At 62.3% G+C, this 19,275-nt stretch carries 17 protein-coding genes, 2 pseudogenes and 1 riboswitch; of the genes and pseudogenes, 12 read left to right on the top strand and 7 right to left on the bottom strand.

Annotated elements, in window-relative coordinates; translation table 11 throughout:
* Positions 1-35: 35 nt before the first annotated feature.
* A complete protein-coding gene (gene ahcY / locus D3879_RS03915; RefSeq protein ID WP_119952774.1) occupies positions 36-1,430 on the bottom strand; it encodes an adenosylhomocysteinase in 1,395 nt (464 codons plus the stop codon).
* 21 nt (positions 1,431-1,451) lie between these two features.
* Positions 1,452-1,575, bottom strand: a riboswitch (S-adenosyl-L-homocysteine riboswitch).
* A gap of 237 nt (positions 1,576-1,812) precedes the next feature.
* Between ahcY and D3879_RS03910 the strand changes: the two genes are divergently transcribed.
* Together D3879_RS03910 and D3879_RS03905 are read left to right on the top strand one after the other, a co-directional pair.
* Entirely contained in the window at positions 1,813-2,199 is a 387-nt protein-coding gene (locus D3879_RS03910; RefSeq protein WP_119952773.1) for an MAPEG family protein, read from the top strand.
* Positions 2,200-2,332: 133 nt separating this feature from the next.
* Entirely contained in the window at positions 2,333-2,782 is a 450-nt protein-coding gene (locus tag D3879_RS03905) for a c-type cytochrome (RefSeq protein ID WP_119952772.1), read from the top strand.
* Between the two features lie 12 nt (positions 2,783-2,794).
* On the opposite strand, the pseudogene D3879_RS03900 reads toward D3879_RS03905, so the two are convergent.
* The 5 genes and pseudogenes from D3879_RS03900 to D3879_RS03880 form a co-directional block, all read right to left on the bottom strand.
* A pseudogene (locus D3879_RS03900) lies at positions 2,795-2,914 on the bottom strand (DUF1090 family protein); the annotation flags it as partial.
* A 329-nt stretch (positions 2,915-3,243) separates the two neighbouring features.
* Positions 3,244-4,920, bottom strand: a complete 1,677-nt coding sequence (gene ligB / locus D3879_RS03895) for an NAD-dependent DNA ligase LigB (RefSeq protein WP_119952770.1) — start codon at positions 4,918-4,920, stop codon at positions 3,244-3,246.
* Positions 4,921-4,979: 59 nt separating this feature from the next.
* Positions 4,980-5,723, bottom strand: a complete 744-nt coding sequence (locus D3879_RS03890; protein WP_119954879.1) for a metallophosphoesterase — start codon at positions 5,721-5,723, stop codon at positions 4,980-4,982.
* Positions 5,724-6,061: 338 nt separating this feature from the next.
* Positions 6,062-7,252, bottom strand: a complete 1,191-nt coding sequence (metK, locus tag D3879_RS03885; RefSeq protein ID WP_119952769.1) for a methionine adenosyltransferase — start codon at positions 7,250-7,252, stop codon at positions 6,062-6,064.
* A 12-nt stretch (positions 7,253-7,264) separates the two neighbouring features.
* Positions 7,265-8,278: an ArsR/SmtB family transcription factor gene (locus tag D3879_RS03880; RefSeq protein ID WP_119952768.1), complete on the bottom strand. Its 1,014-nt coding sequence runs from the start codon at positions 8,276-8,278 to the stop codon at positions 7,265-7,267.
* Positions 8,279-8,605: 327 nt separating this feature from the next.
* On the opposite strand from D3879_RS03880, the gene tkt reads away from it, so the two are divergent.
* From tkt to fba, 7 genes are all read left to right on the top strand, one after another.
* Entirely contained in the window at positions 8,606-10,603 is a 1,998-nt protein-coding gene (gene tkt, locus D3879_RS03875) for a transketolase (protein WP_119952767.1), read from the top strand.
* 204 nt (positions 10,604-10,807) lie between these two features.
* Positions 10,808-11,869 (top strand): erythrose-4-phosphate dehydrogenase, encoded by a 1,062-nt coding sequence (epd, locus tag D3879_RS03870; RefSeq protein ID WP_119952766.1) that lies wholly within the window; start codon positions 10,808-10,810, stop codon positions 11,867-11,869.
* 29 nt (positions 11,870-11,898) lie between these two features.
* A complete protein-coding gene (locus D3879_RS03865) occupies positions 11,899-13,062 on the top strand; it encodes a phosphoglycerate kinase (protein ID WP_119952765.1) in 1,164 nt (387 codons plus the stop codon).
* Positions 13,063-13,138: 76 nt separating this feature from the next.
* Complete coding sequence (locus D3879_RS03860; protein ID WP_119952764.1) at positions 13,139-13,390, top strand: hypothetical protein; 252 nt, start codon at positions 13,139-13,141, stop codon at positions 13,388-13,390.
* A gap of 83 nt (positions 13,391-13,473) precedes the next feature.
* Positions 13,474-13,686 (top strand): hypothetical protein, encoded by a 213-nt coding sequence (locus D3879_RS03855; protein ID WP_119952763.1) that lies wholly within the window; start codon positions 13,474-13,476, stop codon positions 13,684-13,686.
* A 53-nt stretch (positions 13,687-13,739) separates the two neighbouring features.
* On the top strand, positions 13,740-14,057 hold the full coding sequence (locus tag D3879_RS03850; RefSeq protein WP_119952762.1) for an MliC family protein: 318 nt from the start codon (positions 13,740-13,742) through the stop codon (positions 14,055-14,057).
* Between the two features lie 161 nt (positions 14,058-14,218).
* Positions 14,219-15,283, top strand: a complete 1,065-nt coding sequence (gene fba, locus D3879_RS03845; RefSeq protein WP_119952761.1) for a class II fructose-bisphosphate aldolase — start codon at positions 14,219-14,221, stop codon at positions 15,281-15,283.
* A gap of 266 nt (positions 15,284-15,549) precedes the next feature.
* On the opposite strand, the gene D3879_RS03840 is transcribed toward fba, so the two are convergent.
* Complete coding sequence (locus D3879_RS03840) at positions 15,550-16,236, bottom strand: polysaccharide lyase family 7 protein (RefSeq protein WP_119952760.1); 687 nt, start codon at positions 16,234-16,236, stop codon at positions 15,550-15,552.
* A gap of 633 nt (positions 16,237-16,869) precedes the next feature.
* On the opposite strand from D3879_RS03840, the pseudogene D3879_RS27775 reads away from it, so the two are divergent.
* The 3 genes and pseudogenes from D3879_RS27775 to D3879_RS03830 all read left to right on the top strand — a co-directional run.
* A pseudogene (locus D3879_RS27775) lies at positions 16,870-17,400 on the top strand (Tar ligand binding domain-containing protein); the annotation flags it as partial.
* 231 nt (positions 17,401-17,631) lie between these two features.
* Entirely contained in the window at positions 17,632-18,495 is an 864-nt protein-coding gene (locus D3879_RS27770; protein ID WP_420800916.1) for a methyl-accepting chemotaxis protein, read from the top strand.
* Positions 18,496-18,671: 176 nt separating this feature from the next.
* The gene (locus tag D3879_RS03830; protein WP_119952758.1) at positions 18,672-19,190 is read left to right on the top strand and encodes a M48 metallopeptidase family protein; all 519 of its coding nucleotides are present in this window, start codon (positions 18,672-18,674) and stop codon (positions 19,188-19,190) included.
* Positions 19,191-19,275 lie beyond the last annotated feature (85 nt).

The following is a 19,275-nucleotide window of genomic DNA, read 5'->3' as shown; positions in this document are numbered from 1 at the left end:
CGGTGGATAAGCCAAAGGCTTATCCAGCCTACATATTAGTAGCGGTAGGCGTGCGGCTTGAACGGGCCTTCCTGCGGCACGCCGATGTACTCGGCCTGCTTGCTGGTCAGTTGGGTGACAACGCCACCGAAGCCCTTGACCATTTCCAGCGCCACTTCTTCGTCGAGCTTCTTCGGCAGCACTTCAACGGTCAGGCGCGCGGCTTTCTCGGCAGCCGGCAGGTTGGCGAACTTGGCACCGTAGAGGTGGATCTGTGCCAGCACCTGGTTGGCGAAAGAGCCGTCCATGATCCGGCTCGGGTGGCCGGTGGCGTTGCCCAGGTTCACCAGGCGGCCTTCGGCCAGCAGGATCAGGTAGTCATCGTTGTGCGGATCGAAGCTGCCGCTGCCGGTGCGGTGAACCTTATGCACCTGCGGCTTCACTTCTTCCCAAGCCCAGTTCTTGCGCATGAAAGCGGTGTCGATTTCATTGTCGAAGTGGCCGATATTGCAGACCACGGCGCGCTTCTTCAGGGCGCTGAGCATGTTGGAGTCGCAGACGTTGACGTTACCGGTAGTGGTGACGATCAGGTCGATCTTGCCCAGCAGTTGGGTGTCGATGCTGGCGGCAGTGCCGTTGTTGATGCCGTCCTTGAACGGCGACACCACTTCGAAGCCGTCCATGCAGGCTTGCATGGCGCAGATCGGGTCGACTTCGGTGACTTTGACGATCATGCCTTCCTGGCGCAGGGATTGAGCCGAGCCCTTGCCCACGTCGCCGTAGCCGATGACCAGCGCTTGCTTGCCGGACAGCAGGTGGTCGGTGCCGCGCTTGATCGCATCGTTCAGGCTGTGACGGCAACCGTACTTGTTGTCGTTTTTGCTCTTGGTGACCGAGTCGTTGACGTTGATCGCCGGGATTTTCAGCTCGCCCTTGGCCAGCATGTCCAGCAGACGGTGCACGCCGGTGGTGGTCTCTTCGGTGACGCCGTGGATTTTTTCCAGCATCGCCGGGTATTTCTTGTGCAGGATCTCGGTCAGGTCGCCGCCGTCGTCGAGAATCATGTTGGCATCCCACGGCTGACCGTCTTTGAGGATGGTCTGCTCGATGCACCACTCGTACTCGGCCTCGGTCTCGCCTTTCCAGGCGAATACCGGGATGCCGGCAGCGGCGATAGCGGCAGCGGCCTGGTCCTGCGTGGAGAAAATGTTGCAGGACGACCAGCGTACCTCGGCACCCAGGGCAACCAGGGTTTCGATCAGCACGGCAGTCTGAATGGTCATGTGGATGCAGCCGAGAATCTTCGCGCCTTGCAGCGGTTGCTCGCCGGCGTACTTGTGGCGCAGGCCCATCAGGGCTGGCATTTCCGATTCGGCGATGATGGTTTCGCGACGGCCCCAAGCGGCCAAAGAAATATCCGCGACTTTATAGTCGGTAAAAGCAGCGCTCATGCTGTAACTCCATTCGTGGTGTGCGAATGGGCGCCGTTGATGCGTTTGAACAGCGGTTGTCTCTATCAGGGACAGGGTAACCGGCTGTTGAGTACGCCCCATCCGAGCCTGACAGATGTGATCTGCTGCAGCGCCCCTCGGACAGGTGGCGGGAGCGGCCAAAACAAGGTTGGCCGCTGTGAAGCCGGGCGATTATAGCTGCGGAAACGGGCTTGCCCAAGGCTTTCTGTCGGTTGTCGGGTGGCTAAAGCGACGGGCAAGCGGGCCACCAAGGCTATTGGCCGAGGTGCTGAGCCCAGCGTTCGTGCGGTCATGGACGGTGCGAGCCGGGGCGGGCAGGATGCGCGGGCATTCTTCCAGAACAATAATAGTTGGAGCCGTTATGACCATTGCTTACTGGTGCGTACTGATCGCCCTGTTCCTGCCGTACCTGTCCACCGTCGCGGCCAAGGGCGTGAGTGGTGGTTTCAGCCCGAAGCATAATCACGACCCGCGGGCTTTTCTCGCCACGCTCAGCGGTGTGGGGCGGCGTGCCAACAATGCCCAGTTGAACGCTTTCGAAGTCATCCCGGCCTTCTCTGCGGCGGTGATCATTGCGCATCTGGCCGGAGGTGCGGCGCAATCCACCCTGGATATGCTGGCCATCGCCTTCGTCGTCAGTCGCCTGCTGTACCTGGTCTGCTACCTGGCCGATTGGGCGTCGCTGCGTTCGTTGGTCTGGTTTGTCGGCATGGGGCTGATCGTCAGTCTGTTCGTGGTGGCGGCCTGATTGGTAGCCGGCGCGAGGAGCGCGAGCGCGCTCCTGCACAAGTGTGGCGGCAAGCTTTGGAAAACACCGAGTTTGGTATTCCGCCCTCCGGCGAGGATACTGTTGGCCGCCGTTTAGTCGCTAAGTACCCGTCATGACCTTGAAAAAATTATCCCTCGCCCTGCTGGCCTGCCTGACATTGACTGCCTGTGGCGGGGTCGACCCCAATTCGCCGCTGGGTAAGCGCCAGGCGATCTTCAAGCAGATGCTGAAAACCAGCGAAGACTTCGGTGGCATGCTGCGTGGCCGCATTCCCTTCGATGGGGCGCGGTTCACCGCTGGCGCGATCAAGCTCGACAGCCTGTCGCAGCAGCCTTGGCAGCACTTCCCGCAGGTCAAGGAAACCGACAAAACCAGCGCCAAGCCCGAGGTCTGGGAAAGTCAGGCACGCTTTCAGGAGCTGGCACGTCAGCTTGAAGGCGCAACCGCGGCGTTAGTCGTTGCGACCACGCAACAGCCGTTGGACCCGGTCAAGCTCGGCCCGCCGGTGCAGGCCGTCGAAGACGCCTGCGAGACCTGTCACAAGGCGTTTCGCACCCACTGACTTAACAATCTGTTAGCGCCCCAACTGATCCTGGGCATGCTGCAACTCCTTGCGTGCCTCTGCGAGCTTGTCCTTGCGGGTGTTGATCTTCTCGGCATCGCCTTTGGTCATGGCTTTGCGCAGATCGCTCTCGGTAGCTGACAGTGCTGTGGCGAGTAGGCTGCTGGTGGCGAACAGGGCGGTGGGTAAGAAGTTGCGCGGCAACATACAACACTCCAAAGCAGCTTAAGGACTCGCTAGAGTCGGCTGCGTCTAGCGGGAAAAGTTTGAGCTCTGTCTGAGTTAGCTGTTGCAGGGCGTGCATTGGAAAAGCGCAACACCTGTAGGAGCGGCAGCCCAGCTCAACAATTAACGGGTACATAGCCAAAGTTTGTGCGCAATCCTGACGGATACGTGCGCTGTTGCGGCAGATCAGAGTTCCACAGCCGCTGTCGCGTTGTTCAGCTTATGCGCGGTTTAGCTTAGAAACCCACGGCGCCGGCGGCCTGTAGCTGTGCGCGCAACGCCAGCACTTCTGGATGATGGAAGAACGCGCTGAGTTGCTGGGCGCGGGTTGGTCCGATGCCCGGCTCGGTTTGCCACTGCTGCTCGCTGCGTCGTGCCAGCTCATCCCAGTGGTCGGGGAGTTTGGCGCTACCGGTGGGTGGTAGGCCGAGGGCGCGCAGCCAGGTCAGGAAGGGACGCTGGGGCGCGGTTTGAAATCTGCGGCTGAGATTGCTCGCGCTACGCTCACCCAGGCCCGGAATGCTGGCCAGCTCTTCCTGTGACAGCGTCAACCAGTCGAGCAGGCCCGGCAGGCGCTGAGCGTTCAGCAGCTTGTCCCAGGTGCCGGGACCTACCCCGTCGAGCGCCAAACCGTGCTTGCCGCTCAGCCAGGCCAGGCGTGCACGGAACTGGCTGGCGCATCCGGCGGATGGTCGCCAGCAACTCAGGGCGTGGTAATCGGTGGCCTTTGGGGCGTGCAGCTCGGCGCGTTCAGTGGCGCGCCAGACCACGCTGTCCAGGCGTGGGATGGTCAGGCCGGCGAGGGCGATGGCCACCTGGTCGCCGGGGCGGATATCCAGTTCGCTCCAGCGTTGCAACGAGCCGAGGCTGACGCGCTGAATCGTCCGGTCATCCAGGCGCACCGGGCGCAAGCTCAGCACCGGCGTGATCCGCCCGCTGCGACCGATCTTGAACTGCACTGCGCGGACTTCGGCCAGTGCTTGGGCGGCCGGGTATTTCCAGGCGACGGCCCAGGACGGCGGTTCGGCTTGCCAGCTGTTGCCCGACGGCCGTGTTCCCTGACGGATAACCACGCCGTCGCTGGCGAAGGGCAGAGGCGAGCGATACCAGTGCTCGCGCCAGCGACTGATCTCGGCAAGCGTTGCTACCGGTTCACTCAGCTGCACGCTCTCGGTGACGCCAAGAGCGCTGAGACGGGCGAGGCGCTCAGGCATTTCCGCCGGCCCCTGCGGGAGTTCCCAGACGAACAGGCCGATGCCATCTGCTTCGCGGTCACTGAGGCTTTGCCGGGCCATCAGTCCCGCGACCTTGCCGCGCGCCCCGGCACCTCCGCTACGCGCCTGCACATGCTCGGGCAGGCGCCAGTACAGTTCGCCCTGCAGCACCAGTTGGCCGTGCTCGCCCTCGAAGCGGCGCGGGATCGCCGCGATGCGCAGGGCGTTTGCCGTCCAGTCCTGCCCGCTGCGCCCGTCGCCACGGCTGATGGCTTGCTGCAGCTGGCCATCGCGATAGATCAGGGAGACCGCCACCCCATCGACTTTCGGTTGCACCCAGAGGTCGCTGCGCCCCTTGATCCAGGCCCGGACGGCAGCGGTATCCGGCAGCTTGTCCAGGCCGGTGTGGGCGAACGGGTGGGTTTGCGGGCCGCCCGCGCCGCGCAAGGGCTCGGCGGGCGGAGCGGTCTGGGCGGGAAAGCAACTTTGCCATTGCGCCAGGCGCGCCTGGGCCTGGTCGTAGAGCTCATCGGCGATGGGCGATTGCCCCTGGCGGTGATAGCGCGCGTCCCACTCGGCGATCTGCTCGCTTAAGGCCGTGAGCTCTGCCTTGGCGCGTGCCTCTGGCCAGTCAGGGCAGGTGCCGGCCAAGGTGGGAAGGGCGAAGGGAAACAGCAGTAAAGCGATCCAGCGTGGCATGGCGAACGTCCTGTTCGTGAGTGATAACGCGCACATCCCTTGCGCGGCATTTCAGTGCTTCAGACTTCGATGATCTTGGTGGCGTCGAAACCGCTGTCCTCCCTCGGGTAGGCGCCAGGGTTGGCGACCACACGGGCGTTCCCGATGTAGTAGTCCAGGCTTTGATGGACATGCCCGTGAATCCACAGGTCGGCGCGTGCCACCAGCACGTCACAGCTGGAGGCGAAGGCGGGCGACAGGCCGTCGCCGACGAACTGCGGAGGAATCGAGCGGGCGCTCGGCGCGTGATGGGTGATCACGATGTTCGGGCCGCTGAAGGGCTCATCCAGCCGTTCATGCAGCCAGGCGCGGGAGGCCTGGTGCAGGGCGATGCTGTGTTCCGGCGTGAAGTCCGCGCCGAACCAGTCGATGCAGTTGAAGTCCGGCATGAGTTGCAGCGCCAGTTCGTGCGCAGTCGGGTAGGCGTCGGCGCCGTAGAGTTGGAAATCGGTCCAGAGCGTGGCCCCGAGAAAGCGCACGCCATCGATCACCACGGCATCGTTTTCCAGAAAGTGGATGTCCAGGTCGCGCGCGAGGTTGCGCATCGCTTGGGTTAGTTCCGGCAGATCGGACGAGTAGAACTCGTGGTTACCGGCGACATAGATCACTGGCGTGTCGGCAAAGACTTCGCGCGCCCAGTGCAGTCCTTCCAAGTGGCTGTGGATATCCCCGGCGAGCACCACCACATCCGCTTCGACGCCGGGCAGCTCGCGGCGACCTCCGAAGTGTTCGTGGTGCAGGTCCGAGAGTGTCCGGATGCGCATGGCGGGTTCTCGCGCTGAGGGGGGCGGTGCATTGATTTTGCGCATGCGGGCGTCCTCGCACAAGGAGGCCTTCCAGAGGCGTTGGGCCAGGCACAAAAAAGCCCCGCATGTGCAGGCAATGCTGTTCACTTAAGCATACGTCTTCGCCTTTTATCCCCTCGCCCCTCTGGGGAGAGGGTTAGGGAGAGGGGTGCATGCCAGATGAATTCACTTTTGCCCGCTATTTACCCTCTCCCCCAGCCCCTCTCCCGTAAACGGGAGAGGGGAGCTCAGGCGCACATCGCTTAAGTGAACAGCATTGCCGCATGTGCAGGGCTGTTTTGTCGCAGGCGTGGGCCTTACAGGCCGGCAGCTGCGCGCAAGGCCTCGGCTTTGTCGGTTTTTTCCCAGGTGAAGGTGGTGAAGGTATCGCCATCCACCGTTACTTCTTGCGGGATGCGGCCGAAGTGGCCGTAGGCCGCGGTTACCCGGTACATCGGGTGCAGCAGGTCGAGCATCTTAGTGATGGCGTACGGACGCAGATCGAAATGCTCGCGCACCAGTTGGACGATCTTGTCATCGCTCAGCTTGCCGGTGCCGAAGGTGTTGATCGAAACCGAAGTCGGTTGCGCCACGCCGATGGCGTAGGACACCTGAATTTCGCAGCGCTCGGCCAGGCCGGCGGCGACGAGGTTCTTCGCCACATATCGACCGGCATAAGCGGCCGAACGGTCAACCTTCGACGGGTCCTTGCCGGAGAACGCGCCGCCGCCGTGACGGGCCATGCCGCCGTAGGAATCGACGATGATCTTGCGGCCGGTCAGACCGCAGTCACCCACTGGGCCGCCAATGACGAAAGTGCCGGTCGGGTTGATGTGGAACTGGGTATCTTTGTGCAGCCATTCTGCCGGCAGCACGTGCTTGATGATCAGCTCCATCACGGCTTCACGCAGGTCCTTGTAGGACACCTCCGGGCTGTGCTGGGTCGACAGCACCACGGCATCGACGGCGACCGGCTTGCCATTTTCGTAACGGAAGGTGACCTGCGACTTGGCATCCGGACGCAGCCACGGCAGCAGGTGGGATTTACGCGCTTCGGCCTGGCGCTCGACCAGGCGGTGGGCGTAGCAGATCGGCGCTGGCATCAGTACATCGGTATCGTTGCTGGCATAGCCGAACATTAGGCCCTGGTCGCCAGCGCCCTGATCTTCAGGCCGCGAACGATCAACGCCCTGGTTGATGTCGGGGGACTGCTTGCCGATGATGTTCATCACCGCGCAGGTGGCGCCGTCGAAGCCGACGTCGGAGCTGTTGTAGCCGATGTCGGTGATGACCTTGCGCACCAGGTCTTCGAGGTCGATCCAGGCGCTGGTGGTGACTTCGCCGGCGATGATCGCCACGCCGGTTTTAACCAGGGTTTCGCATGCCACACGGGCGAACTTGTCTTGGGCGATGATGGCGTCCAGCACCGCATCAGAAATCTGGTCAGCAATCTTGTCCGGATGTCCTTCAGACACGGACTCGGAGGTGAAAAGAGAGTATTCGCTCATCTCGACGGTTTCCTAGTTTATCGATGGATGCACCGATGGGTGAGTGTCGCCAGCTGGCCGCTGAAAATGTCGGACCTGAATCTGGAAACCATTACGTAAGCCCACATACAGGCCTTCACCGGGCGTAAGCCCTGCGGCTGAGGCCCAGCGGGCCAAGTCGTCCTGTTCAAAGCCCAACCAGAGATCACCGCAGGCCTCCCTGGCCCAACTCTGATTGTGGCTGCACAACTCGGTGATCAACAAACTGCCGCCGGGACGTACGCGCGGCGCCAGTTGCTTCAACGCTTCGGCCGGCGCGGCGAAATGGTGCAGAACCATATTCAACACCACGCAGTCGGCGGTCTCGCAGGCGGAGCCCAAGGCGTCGGCCAGCTGTAAATCGACATTGCCCAACCCTTCGCGCTCGCAGCGCAGACGCGCCAGTTCGAGCATCGCCGGGCTGTTATCCAGCGCCGTGACCCGGCTGAAACGCCGGGCCAGTTCCGGCAGAAAACCGCCATCACCTGGGCCGACTTCCAGCGCCGTGGCACCGGCGGGGAAGCTCAACGCATCGAGCAAGGCCAACACGCTATCGCGATACTGTGGCAGCCCGGCGATCAAATCCTGCTGCGCCTGGAAGGTGGCCGCCATCCGCGCGAAGAAGTCGTGGCTGGCCGCTGCGCGCTGGCCATGCACCTCGCCGATGCGCGCTTGCACATCCGGCGGCAGGGTCAGTTCATCCACCTCTTCCAATAGCGCCGCGTGCAACGTGCCACCGAACAACTCACCCTGCGGCAAGGCACGGCGATAGAAAATCGCGTTGCCTTCGCGGCGGGTGGCTACCAGCCCGGCTTGGGCGAGTACCTTCAAGTGGTGGCTCATACCGGACTGGCCGGTGGCGAAGATCTGTGCCAGTTCCAGTACGCCAAAGGAATCGTTGGCCAGTGCGCGCAACACATTCAAGCGCAACGGGTCGCCACCGGCTTTGCACAGGGCAGCCAGTTCGTCGCAGTCGTCATGGCGGATTAAGGGCGCGCGCAAGTTCATGGGGCGGCAGTCTAGCCCCCGGTTTTGCTGCTCGCAATGCCAATATCAAAAAGTTTTGATATTGGCTGATGGGCGGCTAAGCATTGCTGGGGGACGGCCGCCACTGCCAACTCTTCTGATAAACGGTCGCTCGCTGACCCGGTCAGCCTTGCTGAGTGAGCAAACGCCTGTCACTGAGGCGCGGGAGAACCTGCGGTCGCGCGACAAATAAGTGAGCTTTTGGCCGGCGCATGACCATCTGTGATTGCCCCCGCAGGCTTGGCTGGGCGAAAATAGCCGCCTTTTTTCGACCCGCTGTTTTAATGCAGCCCTCCCAGGAGATCAGCGATGCCCAGCCGTCGTGAGCGTGCCAATGCCATTCGTGCCCTCAGCATGGATGCTGTGCAGAAAGCCAACAGCGGCCACCCCGGCGCCCCAATGGGCATGGCCGACATCGCCGAAGTGTTGTGGCGCGATTACCTCAAGCACAACCCGAGCAACCCGGAGTTCGCCGACCGCGACCGCTTCGTGATGTCCAACGGCCATGGCTCGATGCTGCAATACTCGCTGCTGCACCTGACCGGCTACGACGTCACCATCAATGACCTGAAAAACTTCCGTCAGCTCAACTCTCGTACCCCGGGCCACCCGGAATTCGGCTATACCGCCGGCGTCGAGACCACCACCGGCCCGCTCGGCCAGGGGCTGGCCAATGCCGTGGGCTTGGCCTTGGCGGAAAAGGTCCTGGCGGCGCAGTTCAATCGCGATGGCCACAACATCGTCGACCATCACACCTACGTCTTCTTGGGCGACGGCTGCATGATGGAAGGCATCTCCCATGAAGTCTGCTCGCTGGCGGGCACGCTGGGCCTGGGCAAACTGATCGCCTTCTACGACGACAACGGCATCTCCATCGACGGTGAAGTGCATGGCTGGTTCACCGACGACACGCCCAAGCGCTTCGAAGCCTACGGCTGGCAGGTGATCCGCAACGTCGACGGGCATGACGCGGAAGAAATCAAGATCGCCATCGACACCGCACGCAAGAGCGAGCAGCCGACCCTGATCTGCTGCAAAACCGTGATCGGCTTCGGTTCGCCGAACAAGCAAGGCAAGGAAGACTGCCACGGCGCGCCACTGGGTAACGACGAAATCGCCCTGACCCGTGCCGCCCTCGGCTGGACTCACGGCCCGTTCGAAGTGCCGAGTGAGATCTATGCCGCGTGGGATGCCAAGGAAGCTGGCGCCGCCGCCGAGGTCGAATGGAACCAGCGCTTTGCCGCATACACCGCCGCTTATCCGGAACTGGCCAGCGAGTTCAGCCGGCGAGTCAAGGGCGAGCTGCCGGCCGACTTCGCTGCGAAGGCCGCGGTCTATATCGCCGACGTCGCCAACAAGGGCGAAACCATCGCCAGCCGCAAAGCCAGCCAGAACGCGCTTAACGCCTTCGGCCCGCTGCTGCCGGAATTCCTCGGCGGTTCGGCCGACCTCGCCGGTTCCAACCTGACCCTGTGGAAGGGCTGCAAGGGCGTGACCGCCGACGACGCCAACGGCAACTATATGTTCTACGGCGTGCGCGAGTTCGGCATGAGCGCGATCATGAACGGCGTCGCTCGCCACGGCGGCTTCATCCCCTACGGCGCGACCTTCCTGGTCTTCATGGAATACGCCTGCAACGCCGTGCGCATGGCCGCGCTGATGAAGCAGCGCGTGCTGTTCGTCTACACCCATGACTCCATTGGCTTGGGCGAGGACGGTCCGACCCACCAGCCGATCGAGCAACTGGCCAGCCTGCGCATGACGCCGAATCTGGACTGCTGGCGTCCCTGCGATGCGGTGGAGTCCGCGGTGGCCTGGAAACAATCCATCGAGCGCAACGACGGCCCGTCCGCACTGATCTTCTCCCGGCAGAACCTGACGCATCAGGCGCGGGATGTGCAGCAAGTCGCCAGCATCAGCCGTGGCGGTTACGTGCTGAAGGACTGCGCCGGCGAGCCGGAGCTGATCCTGATCGCCACCGGCTCGGAAGTCGGTCTGGCGGTACAGGCATTCGACAAACTCAGCGAGCAAGGCCGTAAGGTGCGTGTGGTCTCCATGCCTTGCACCAGCGTGTTCGACGCCCAGGACGCCGGCTACAAGCAGTCCGTGCTGCCGTTGCAAGTCGGTGCCCGGATCGCCATCGAAGCGGCCCATGCCGATTACTGGTACAAGTACGTCGGCCTCGAAGGTCGGGTGATCGGCATGACCACCTTCGGTGAGTCGGCACCGGCACCGGCGTTGTTCGAGCATTTCGGCTTCACCCTGGAGAACATCCTGGATACCGCCGCCGAACTGCTGGAAGGCTGAGAACCTGCTCAATGTCTGCTGCGCTTGGTGATGCTGCGTTGAAAACAGGCTCGGAATGCTCATTGACTGCAGTCAACTCCGCTTCCTCGCCTATTTTCGCCTTGCCTGACCTGCGCTCGCGACGACCTTGAACAGGTTCTGAGTGCTCTAGCGCCCCTCCCCATGAATGGCAGAGGGAACAAAAGCCCGCACATTGAGAACCTTATGCCCAGCACCCGCCCCTACAAAGTCGCCCTCAACGGATATGGCCGGATCGGTCGTTGTGTGCTGCGCGCGTTGTATGAGCGCGGGACGAAGGCCTGTTTCGACGTGGTGGCACTGAATGACCTGGCCGATCTGGCCAGCCTCGAGTACCTGACGCGCTTCGACTCGACCCACGGTCGTTTTCCTGGCGACGTACGGATCGAAGGCGATTGCCTGCATATCAATGGCGCTAGCGTGCAAGTCCTGCGTAGCGCCACGCCGGAGGGCGTCGACTGGGCCGCGCTGGGTGTCGATCTGGTGCTCGAATGTTCTGGCGCCTACCACACTCGTGCCGACGCCCAGCGCTTTCTCGACGCCGGCGCGCCGCGCGTGCTGTTCTCGCAGCCGATGGCCAGCGAGGCGGATATCGATGCCACCGTCGTCTTCGGGGTTAATCAGCAGACGTTGAGCGGCGCCGAACTGCTGGTCTCCAACGCCTCCTGTACCACTAACTGCGGCGTGCCATTGCTCAAGCTGCTGAATGAGGCGGTGGGTTTGGAGTACGTCTCCATCACCACCATCCACTCGGCGATGAACGACCAGCCGGTAATCGACGCCTATCACCATGAAGACCTGCGCCGCACGCGCTCGGCTTTCCAGTCGGTGATTCCGGTGTCCACTGGTCTGGCGCGTGGCATCGAACGGCTGTTGCCGGAACTTGTCGGGCGGATTCAGGCCAAAGCCGTGCGTGTGCCCACGGTGAATGTGTCCTGCCTGGATATCACTATCCAGACCGCTCGCGATACCGACGCGGCCGAAATCAACCGCGTGCTCAGGCAGGCCGCCGAGTCGGGCCCGCTCCAAGGCCTGCTGGCGTATACCGAGTTGCCGCACGCCAGCTGCGACTTTAATCACGATCCGCATTCGGCGATTGTCGATGGTAGCCAGACCCGCGTTTCCGGCCCCCGGCTGGTGAACCTGTTGGCCTGGTTCGACAACGAATGGGGCTTCGCCAACCGTATGCTCGACGTCGCCGACCACTATCTGCGCGTCGCCGCCGCTGCGAAACTTAAAAGCCTTTAATTAACCAGCCCCGTGAAGGACTGACCCTGATGACCGTGTTGAAGATGACCGACCTCGACCTCCAAGGTAAGCGCGTACTGATCCGCGAAGACCTCAACGTGCCGGTGAAAGACGGCGTGGTGACGAGCGATGCGCGCATCCTGGCTTCCCTGCCGACCATCAAGCTGGCGCTGGAGAAGGGCGCCGCCGTGATGGTCTGCTCGCACCTCGGTCGCCCGAGCGAGGGCGAGTTCAGCGCTGAGAACAGTCTCAAGCCGGTGGCCGACTACCTGAGCAAGGCCCTTGGCCGTGAAGTGCCGCTGGTGGCCAACTACCTCGACGGTGTTGAGATCAAAGCCGGCGAAATCGTGCTGTTCGAGAACGTGCGTTTCAACAAGGGCGAGAAAAAGAACAGCGATGAGCTGGCGCAGCAATACGCGGCGCTGTGCGATGTGTTCGTCATGGACGCCTTCGGCACCGCGCACCGCGCCGAGGGCTCGACCCACGGCGTAGCCAAGTTCGCCAAAGTCGCCGCCGCAGGTCCGCTGCTGGCCGCCGAACTGGACGCGCTGGGCAAAGCCCTGGGCGCCCCGGCCAAGCCGATGGCAGCGATCGTCGCCGGCTCCAAGGTTTCGACCAAGCTCGACGTGCTGAACAGCCTGAGCGAGATCTGCGATCAGCTGATCGTCGGTGGTGGCATTGCCAACACTTTCCTCGCAGCTGCCGGTTATCCGGTCGGCAAGTCGTTGTACGAGCCGGATCTGCTCGACACCGCCAAAGCCATCGCCGCCAAGGTCAGCGTGCCGCTGCCGGTGGATGTGGTGGTGGCCAAGGAGTTCGCGCAAAGCGCCGCCGCGACAGTCAAGGCCATCGCCGATGTCGCCGAAGACGACATGATCCTCGACATCGGCCCGCAAAGCGCCGCGCTGTTCGCCGAACTGCTGAAGTCGTCGAAGACCATCCTCTGGAACGGCCCGGTCGGCGTCTTCGAGTTCGACCAGTTCGGCGAAGGCACCAAGGCCCTGGCCCTGGCCATCGCCGAAAGCTCGGCGTTCTCCATCGCTGGCGGTGGCGACACCCTGGCGGCGATCGACAAATACGGCGTTGCTGCGCAGATCTCCTACATCTCCACCGGCGGTGGCGCTTTCCTCGAATTCGTCGAGGGCAAAGTCCTGCCAGCCGTGGAAGTATTGGAACAACGCGCCAAAGCCTGAGTGTCTGATATCCCTGCGCAGCGAAGCGGGGGTGTCTGGTCAGGCAAGCGCCAGGGCTAAGAAGAGGGTGTTGCACATGCTCAAGCCCCTGCTGATTTTGTTGAGCGCGGGACTTGCTGTAGGGTGCGCGGGCGCTCCAGAGGGGCAAGCCGAGGAGGCTGGCCAGGACCAGCCCCAGGCGCGCGAGCGCAGTTGCTACCAGGCGGGTTGGTGGGCGGAGACGGCCGCGGTGATCTACCGACGCTTCGGCGAGGACGACATGCCGAAGCCGGCACTCAAGGAAGGGGAGCCGCTCAGTGCCATGCCGTCGATGGACGAGTGTCCATAGTCCAGGCGCTTAGCAGGGCAGGCAACCAACCGCGGCCGACAGAGGTCTTTGTAGTGGGTTAACCGTAAAAGGAGGGCCTCACTATGAATAGCTACCTTGCAAAGTCTTGCGCGGCGACTCTGATGCTGCTGTGTTTGGGGCTTGCAGGCTGTGCCGAGGGTAGATCGCCGAGCACCTGTGAAGTGTGGAGCCCAGGGCAGTTTCCCCAGCCAACCACGCAGGACGATCAGCGGATCGAGGCACAGGGCAGTGGTGAGCCGGGCGACGACGACAGTCAGGAGCAGCATTGCCCCTGAATAACCATGTAAGGACGAGCGGCTAGTGCTGGTTCGTACACAAGGAGTGTTGGATGAAGGGCTTTATTGTCGTGGCGGCGTTCGCGCTGTTGGTCGGCTGTGCCGGCTCGCCGCAGCCGACGGAGCAGTGGACGCGTTGGGTCTGCGACAGCCAGGCCGAAGTGCTCTGGCGTTTCGCCGACAGCAGTCAGGAAGCGGTCGATTTGCGTCTCGCCGGCGGTGATATCGTCTACCGTCTCAAGCAGGAACCGGCCGCCTCGGGAGCGTTCTATAGCGATGGCGTCCTGGCCTTTCACAGCAAGGGCGAGGAAGGTTTGCTCTACTGGGTCGCCAACAACGACCTGATTGGCCGGGGCTGCAAATCCCCGTAGGGTGGGTTAGCCGCACAGCGGCGTAACCCACCGCATGGGTTACGCAGACTTGTCGAAATATCTGGGTAGCGGGGTCGCCCCCGCTCCTCAAACACTTGAACATGGCCTGCCCTGTGGCAGGCTTGCACGATTAACGACCCCAACCGGGAGATAGGTAAACCATGGCACTTATCAGCATGCGCCAGATGCTGGATCACGCCGCCGAATTCGGCTACGGCGTTCCGGCTTACAACGTCAACAACCTGGAACAGATGCGCGCCATCATGGAAGCGGCCGACAAGACCGACTCCCCGGTGATCGTGCAGGCCTCCGCCGGCGCGCGCAAATACGCCGGTGCGCCGTTCTTGCGTCACCTGATCCTCGCCGCGATCGAAGAGTTCCCGCACATCCCGGTGTGCATGCACCAGGACCACGGCACCAGCCCTGACGTGTGCCAGCGCTCGATCCAGCTGGGCTTCAGCTCGGTGATGATGGACGGCTCCCTCGGCGAAGACGGTAAAACCCCGACCGACTACGAATACAACGTTCGCGTCACTCAGCAGACCGTGGCCATGGCGCACGCCTGCGGCGTGTCGGTGGAAGGCGAGTTGGGCTGCCTGGGTAGCCTGGAAACCGGTATGGCCGGCGAAGAAGACGGCATCGGCGCCGAAGGTGTGCTCGATCACAGCCAGATGCTGACCGACCCGGAAGAGGCCGCCGACTTCGTCAAGAAGACCCAGGTCGACGCCCTGGCCATCGCCATCGGCACCAGCCACGGCGCCTACAAGTTCACCAAGCCGCCGACCGGGGACATCCTCGCCATCGACCGGATCAAGGCGATCCACGCGCGCATCCCCAACACCCACCTGGTGATGCACGGCTCGTCCTCGGTCCCGCAAGAGTGGCTGGCGATCATCAACCAATACGGCGGCGAGATTAAGGAAACCTACGGCGTGCCGGTCGAAGAAATCGTCGAAGGCATCAAGCACGGCGTGCGTAAGGTCAACATCGACACCGACCTGCGTCTGGCGTCCACTGGTGCCATGCGCCGTTACATGGCCCAGCACCCGAGCGAATTCGACCCGCGTAAATTCTTTGGCGAAACCGTCAAGGCCATGCGCGATGTCTGCATCGCCCGTTACGAAGCTTTCGGCACCGCCGGCAACGCCTCGAAGATCAAGCCGATCTCCCTGGAAAACATGTTCCAGCGTTACGCCAAAGGTGAACTGAACGCCAAGGTGAACTGATCACCGCGCGTTCATCGCACTAAACGAAAGGCCCGCAGCGATGCGGGCTTTTTGCGTTCTTAGAACCTGTTCAGGATCTAAGCGAGCGAAGGTCAGGCAAGGCGCAACGTAGCGACGCGGAGTAACAGCCGTAGGCTGGCCCGCAGGGCGAACGTAGTGAGTCAAAATGGCTGAGGAAGCAGAATTTACGAGCTGTAAATGAGCATTCCGAAACCATTTTTAACGCAGCATCACGCGCGAAGCCCTAGCAGATGCTGAGCAGGTTCTCAGGGCGTGCCGACAGGCAGCGGCTTGTGGTCGATCTTCAGGTTGTAGAAGGTCGCGTTGCCGGCTTCGGTTTCGTAGCCGGTGTTGTCCTGGGGGTAGACGCCGGCCTTGAAGTACAGCGGCTTGGGTGCCCAGCTGGAGTCCAACTGTTGGCTCCAGAGGGTGCTATTGATCATCACGCTGAGGCGCCCCGTCGGCGACAGGTTGAGCACGTAGGTGAAGCGCTGGTTCAGCGCAATGCCCTTGAGCACCGTGATGGTCTGGCCGACCTCGTCCAACGGGGTGATGCGCACTTTGGCGACGATGTTGGCGCTGGCGCTGGTGGTCTTGTACTGGTACTCCAGCTTGAGCAGCGGTTTGTTACTGCCGTATGCGTGGATCTGGCCGATCACGATCTTCCCGGTCGATGGAACCTGGCCGACGCTCAGCGCCGCGCTCAGGGAGTTGTCGGCTGCCGGGTAGGCCCAGTTGCGCAGCGCGCCGTCAGCGAAGGTCTCGCGCAGTTCGCTGCGCGGGTAGCTGGCGTTGGCAGTGGTGGTGCCGTTTACCGGCGCCCAGAAGAACAGCGTGTCCGGGGTGGATTTGAAGTAGTGGTCCTGATAACCGCCCACCAGTAGCGGGGTGTCGATGGTGGTGGCAGGTACGCCCACAGGGATGGTGAGGTTCCAGGTGGCAAGGTCGATCATGACTGATTCTCCGCGGGAGAAGGTTTCAGTCGGGTGGCACGACTCATCCTCGAGTCAGTAAGGGCTTACTCGGCGTTCCAGCCAGTGACGCACGAACTAAAAGGGTTTCTAGGCGCTGCTCGTTGTGCTTGAAGCTGCCTCGCGAAGGTAGTATCGGCATGGCGGGGCCGCGCTTGATGACCGCCCGTCGATATCGTGGCGTCAGAAAGCAGGCAGATACTGAGGATTATAGGAAAGCTCTGAAGCAGGTTGAGCGCAAAGGCATTTTCCGCGCCCCCGAACTTGAACGTGAAAGCCCCAACAGCACAGAGCGAATAAAGCTTCGGTCCGACCAGCGGCCCTCCCGTGCGGGCATTTGGTGCCCCCCGTTTTTCGCAAGAGTTGGCCCATCGGTTGCTAATCCCACCGCGCTACACTGGCGCCCCTGAACCACGTCCAGAATGCTCCAGGTGACCACTTCGGGCGAGTTTCAAGCGACGGACTGACGGGTTGAAACACAAAGTCAGGCAAACTCTTCAATCCCTTCCCACTTGATTAAATCGTCGCCTAAACTTCCTGCGGGCAACGCATGGCAAGGCTGAATTTTCAACCCCGCTAGCCGTATTGGATAGTTCGATCAAGGAATGACTCATCATGAACAACTGGAAAATCAGAACCCACCTGTTCCTGCTAGCCGGCTCTCTGCTCCTGGGTTTGCTCTGTGTCGGCGGGCTCGGACTTTATGGTCTGCAGACCACCGTGTATGGCCTGCAGACCGTTTATCTCGATCGGGTCGTGCCCTTGCGGGATTTGAAAAAAATCGCCGACCTGTATGCGGTGAGCATTGTCGATGCCACCCACAAGGCGCACGACGGCAGCTCCACCCATACCGAAGCGCTGGCGCAGCTAGAGCAGGCTCAGGCGGCCATCGGCCAGACCTGGCAGGCCTATAAGGCGACCGAGCTGACAACGGAAGAAAACCGTCTGATCGCGCAAATCAGCCCACTGATGGAGGCCACCCAAGGTCCGCTGCAGGAGTTGCAGGGCATGCTGCGCAAGGGCGACGTCGCGGGCGTCGAGCACTTCGCCGACCAGCGGCTGTATCCGTTGATCGATCCCTTGTCGGCTAAATTTTCCGAACTTATCGAGGTGCAGCTGGTCGAGGCCAAGCACCAGTTCGAGCAGGGCCAGAGCGCCTATGCCTTCAATCTCAAGCTCAGCCTTCTGGTCTTGTCGCTGGCACTAGCCTTGGGCGGCGGTTATGCGTTCTTCTTCACCAGGCTGTTGGGTCGCCAACTCGGCGCTGAGCCGGGCGAGCTCGCGGCCATCAGCTCGAACATCGCCCAGGGGCAACTGGCCGGCGCGCAGCTCGACCAGCACAAGGCCGCAACCGGCGTACTGCAGTCGGTGCACCGCATGCGCCACAGCCTGCGCGACATGATTGGCAATATCGGCCAGGCCTCCGAGCAGATAGAGGGCGCCGCCCTGCAATTGGCCGCATCTTCCGAGCAGGTGCTGAAAAGCGCCAACCTGCAGAGCGATACCGCTGCGTCCATGGCGGCTACGGTCGAGCAGCTGTCCGTAAGCATCAACCACATCGCGGGCAACGCTCAGCAGGCCCAGAGCACGGCGAAGAAGGCCGGTGAGATCACCGATGACGGCATGGCCGTGATGCAGGAGTCCATCCATGAAATGGGCCATATCGCCGATCTGGTCGCGCAAAGCTCGGCCGATATCGATCAGTTGGCGATCCAGTCGAACAACATCAGCCAGATTGTCGGTGTGATTCGTGGTATAGCCGAACAGACCAACCTGTTGGCGCTGAATGCCGCTATCGAGGCGGCGCGAGCAGGCGAGCAGGGCCGTGGTTTTGCCGTGGTGGCCGATGAGGTACGCAGCCTGGCCGGACGCACGGCCCAGTCCACCACGGAGATCGTCACCCTGGTCGACGCCATTCAAAGCGGCATGGCCAAGGCCAAGAACAGCATGGCCGCCGGCTGCGAGCGGGTGGACAATGGTCGGCAACTGGTGGAAAGCGCAGGCGCATCGATGGGCCGGATCAAGAGTGCGCTGGATGAGTCGCTCGCGGCCGTGAGCTTCATTTCCCTGTCATTGCAGGAGCAACGCGCGGCCAGTGAGCAAGTTGCTTGCAGCGTGGAAAAGGTGGCGCAGATCGTCGAGGAGAACTCCGCGGCCCAGGGTGGGATCGTGCAGGCAACCCAGGCGCTCAAGAGCATGTCCGATGGGTTGCAAGGCATTATCCGGCGCTTCAGCTTCTAAGCCGCGGCGCGCTGTCTCAGGGCGGAGAGCGGCTGCCGAGAGTCGGCGGCTCAGCTACACTGGCGCGCTTTTGAAATTCCGCCGCGTATAAGGCTTTTGTAGGGGCCGCGGGCTCCGCAAGAACCTTCACCCAGCGATCCTTCGGCGAATAGATTCGGCTAGCCTCGACAACACCCATGACCCCGCTCAAATACCTCAACGCTTATTCCCCCGCATTGCAGGATCAGGTGCGCCAGCTGATCGCGCACAATCGCCTGGGCGACTACCTGGGTCAGCGCTACCCGGCACGGCATGCGGTGCAAAGCGATAAGGCGCTGTACGCCTATACCCTGGCGTTAAAGCAGGAGCACCTGAAGAACGCGCCGAGCATTGATAAGGTGCTGTTCGATAATCGCCTCGACCTGACGCATCGTGCCTTGGGTTTGCACACGGCGATCTCGCGGGTGCAAGGCGGCAAGCTCAAGGCGAAGAAGGAGATTCGTGTGGCGTCCTTGTTCAAGGAGGCGCCGCCGGAGTTTCTCAGGATGATCGTGGTGCATGAGCTGGCGCATCTGAAGGAGCACGAGCACAACAAGGCGTTCTACCAGCTCTGCGAATACATGCAGCCGGGCTATCACCAGTTGGAGTTTGATTTGCGCGTGTATCTGACCTATCGCGAGCTGCAAGGTCGCCCGCCGTCGGACACCTCCCGCTAGTGTGCTGTCGCCTTTGCTCTTGTAGGAACGGCTGCCGCCTCGCGATCGGGCATGGCAGAGAAGCATCGCGAGCAGAGCTCGCTCC

The sequence above is a fragment of the Pseudomonas cavernicola genome (genome assembly GCF_003596405.1).
Lineage (GTDB): Bacteria > Pseudomonadota > Gammaproteobacteria > Pseudomonadales > Pseudomonadaceae > Aquipseudomonas > Aquipseudomonas cavernicola.
Note: the sequence above shows the minus strand (reverse complement) of the source record. Positions and strands in the feature narration are given on the sequence as shown.

Bases quoted from the DNA above. Each gene is read 5' to 3' on its own strand.
- ahcY (WP_119952774.1), bottom strand. From the start codon at position 1,430: ATGAGCGCTGCTTTTACCGACTATAAAGTCGCGGATATTTCTTTGGCC.
- D3879_RS03910 (WP_119952773.1), top strand. From the start codon at position 1,813: ATGACCATTGCTTACTGGTGCGTACTGATCGCCCTGTTCCTGCCGTAC.
- D3879_RS03905 (WP_119952772.1), top strand. From the start codon at position 2,333: ATGACCTTGAAAAAATTATCCCTCGCCCTGCTGGCCTGCCTGACATTG.
- ligB (WP_119952770.1), bottom strand. From the start codon at position 4,920: ATGCCACGCTGGATCGCTTTACTGCTGTTTCCCTTCGCCCTTCCCACC.
- D3879_RS03890 (WP_119954879.1), bottom strand. From the start codon at position 5,723: ATGCGCATCCGGACACTCTCGGACCTGCACCACGAACACTTCGGAGGT.
- metK (WP_119952769.1), bottom strand. From the start codon at position 7,252: ATGAGCGAATACTCTCTTTTCACCTCCGAGTCCGTGTCTGAAGGACAT.
- D3879_RS03880 (WP_119952768.1), bottom strand. From the start codon at position 8,278: ATGAACTTGCGCGCGCCCTTAATCCGCCATGACGACTGCGACGAACTG.
- tkt (WP_119952767.1), top strand. From the start codon at position 8,606: ATGCCCAGCCGTCGTGAGCGTGCCAATGCCATTCGTGCCCTCAGCATG.
- epd (WP_119952766.1), top strand. From the start codon at position 10,808: ATGCCCAGCACCCGCCCCTACAAAGTCGCCCTCAACGGATATGGCCGG.
- D3879_RS03865 (WP_119952765.1), top strand. From the start codon at position 11,899: ATGACCGTGTTGAAGATGACCGACCTCGACCTCCAAGGTAAGCGCGTA.
- D3879_RS03860 (WP_119952764.1), top strand. From the start codon at position 13,139: ATGCTCAAGCCCCTGCTGATTTTGTTGAGCGCGGGACTTGCTGTAGGG.
- D3879_RS03855 (WP_119952763.1), top strand. From the start codon at position 13,474: ATGAATAGCTACCTTGCAAAGTCTTGCGCGGCGACTCTGATGCTGCTG.
- D3879_RS03850 (WP_119952762.1), top strand. From the start codon at position 13,740: ATGAAGGGCTTTATTGTCGTGGCGGCGTTCGCGCTGTTGGTCGGCTGT.
- fba (WP_119952761.1), top strand. From the start codon at position 14,219: ATGGCACTTATCAGCATGCGCCAGATGCTGGATCACGCCGCCGAATTC.
- D3879_RS03840 (WP_119952760.1), bottom strand. From the start codon at position 16,236: ATGATCGACCTTGCCACCTGGAACCTCACCATCCCTGTGGGCGTACCT.
- D3879_RS27770 (WP_420800916.1), top strand. From the start codon at position 17,632: ATGCGCCACAGCCTGCGCGACATGATTGGCAATATCGGCCAGGCCTCC.
- D3879_RS03830 (WP_119952758.1), top strand. From the start codon at position 18,672: ATGACCCCGCTCAAATACCTCAACGCTTATTCCCCCGCATTGCAGGAT.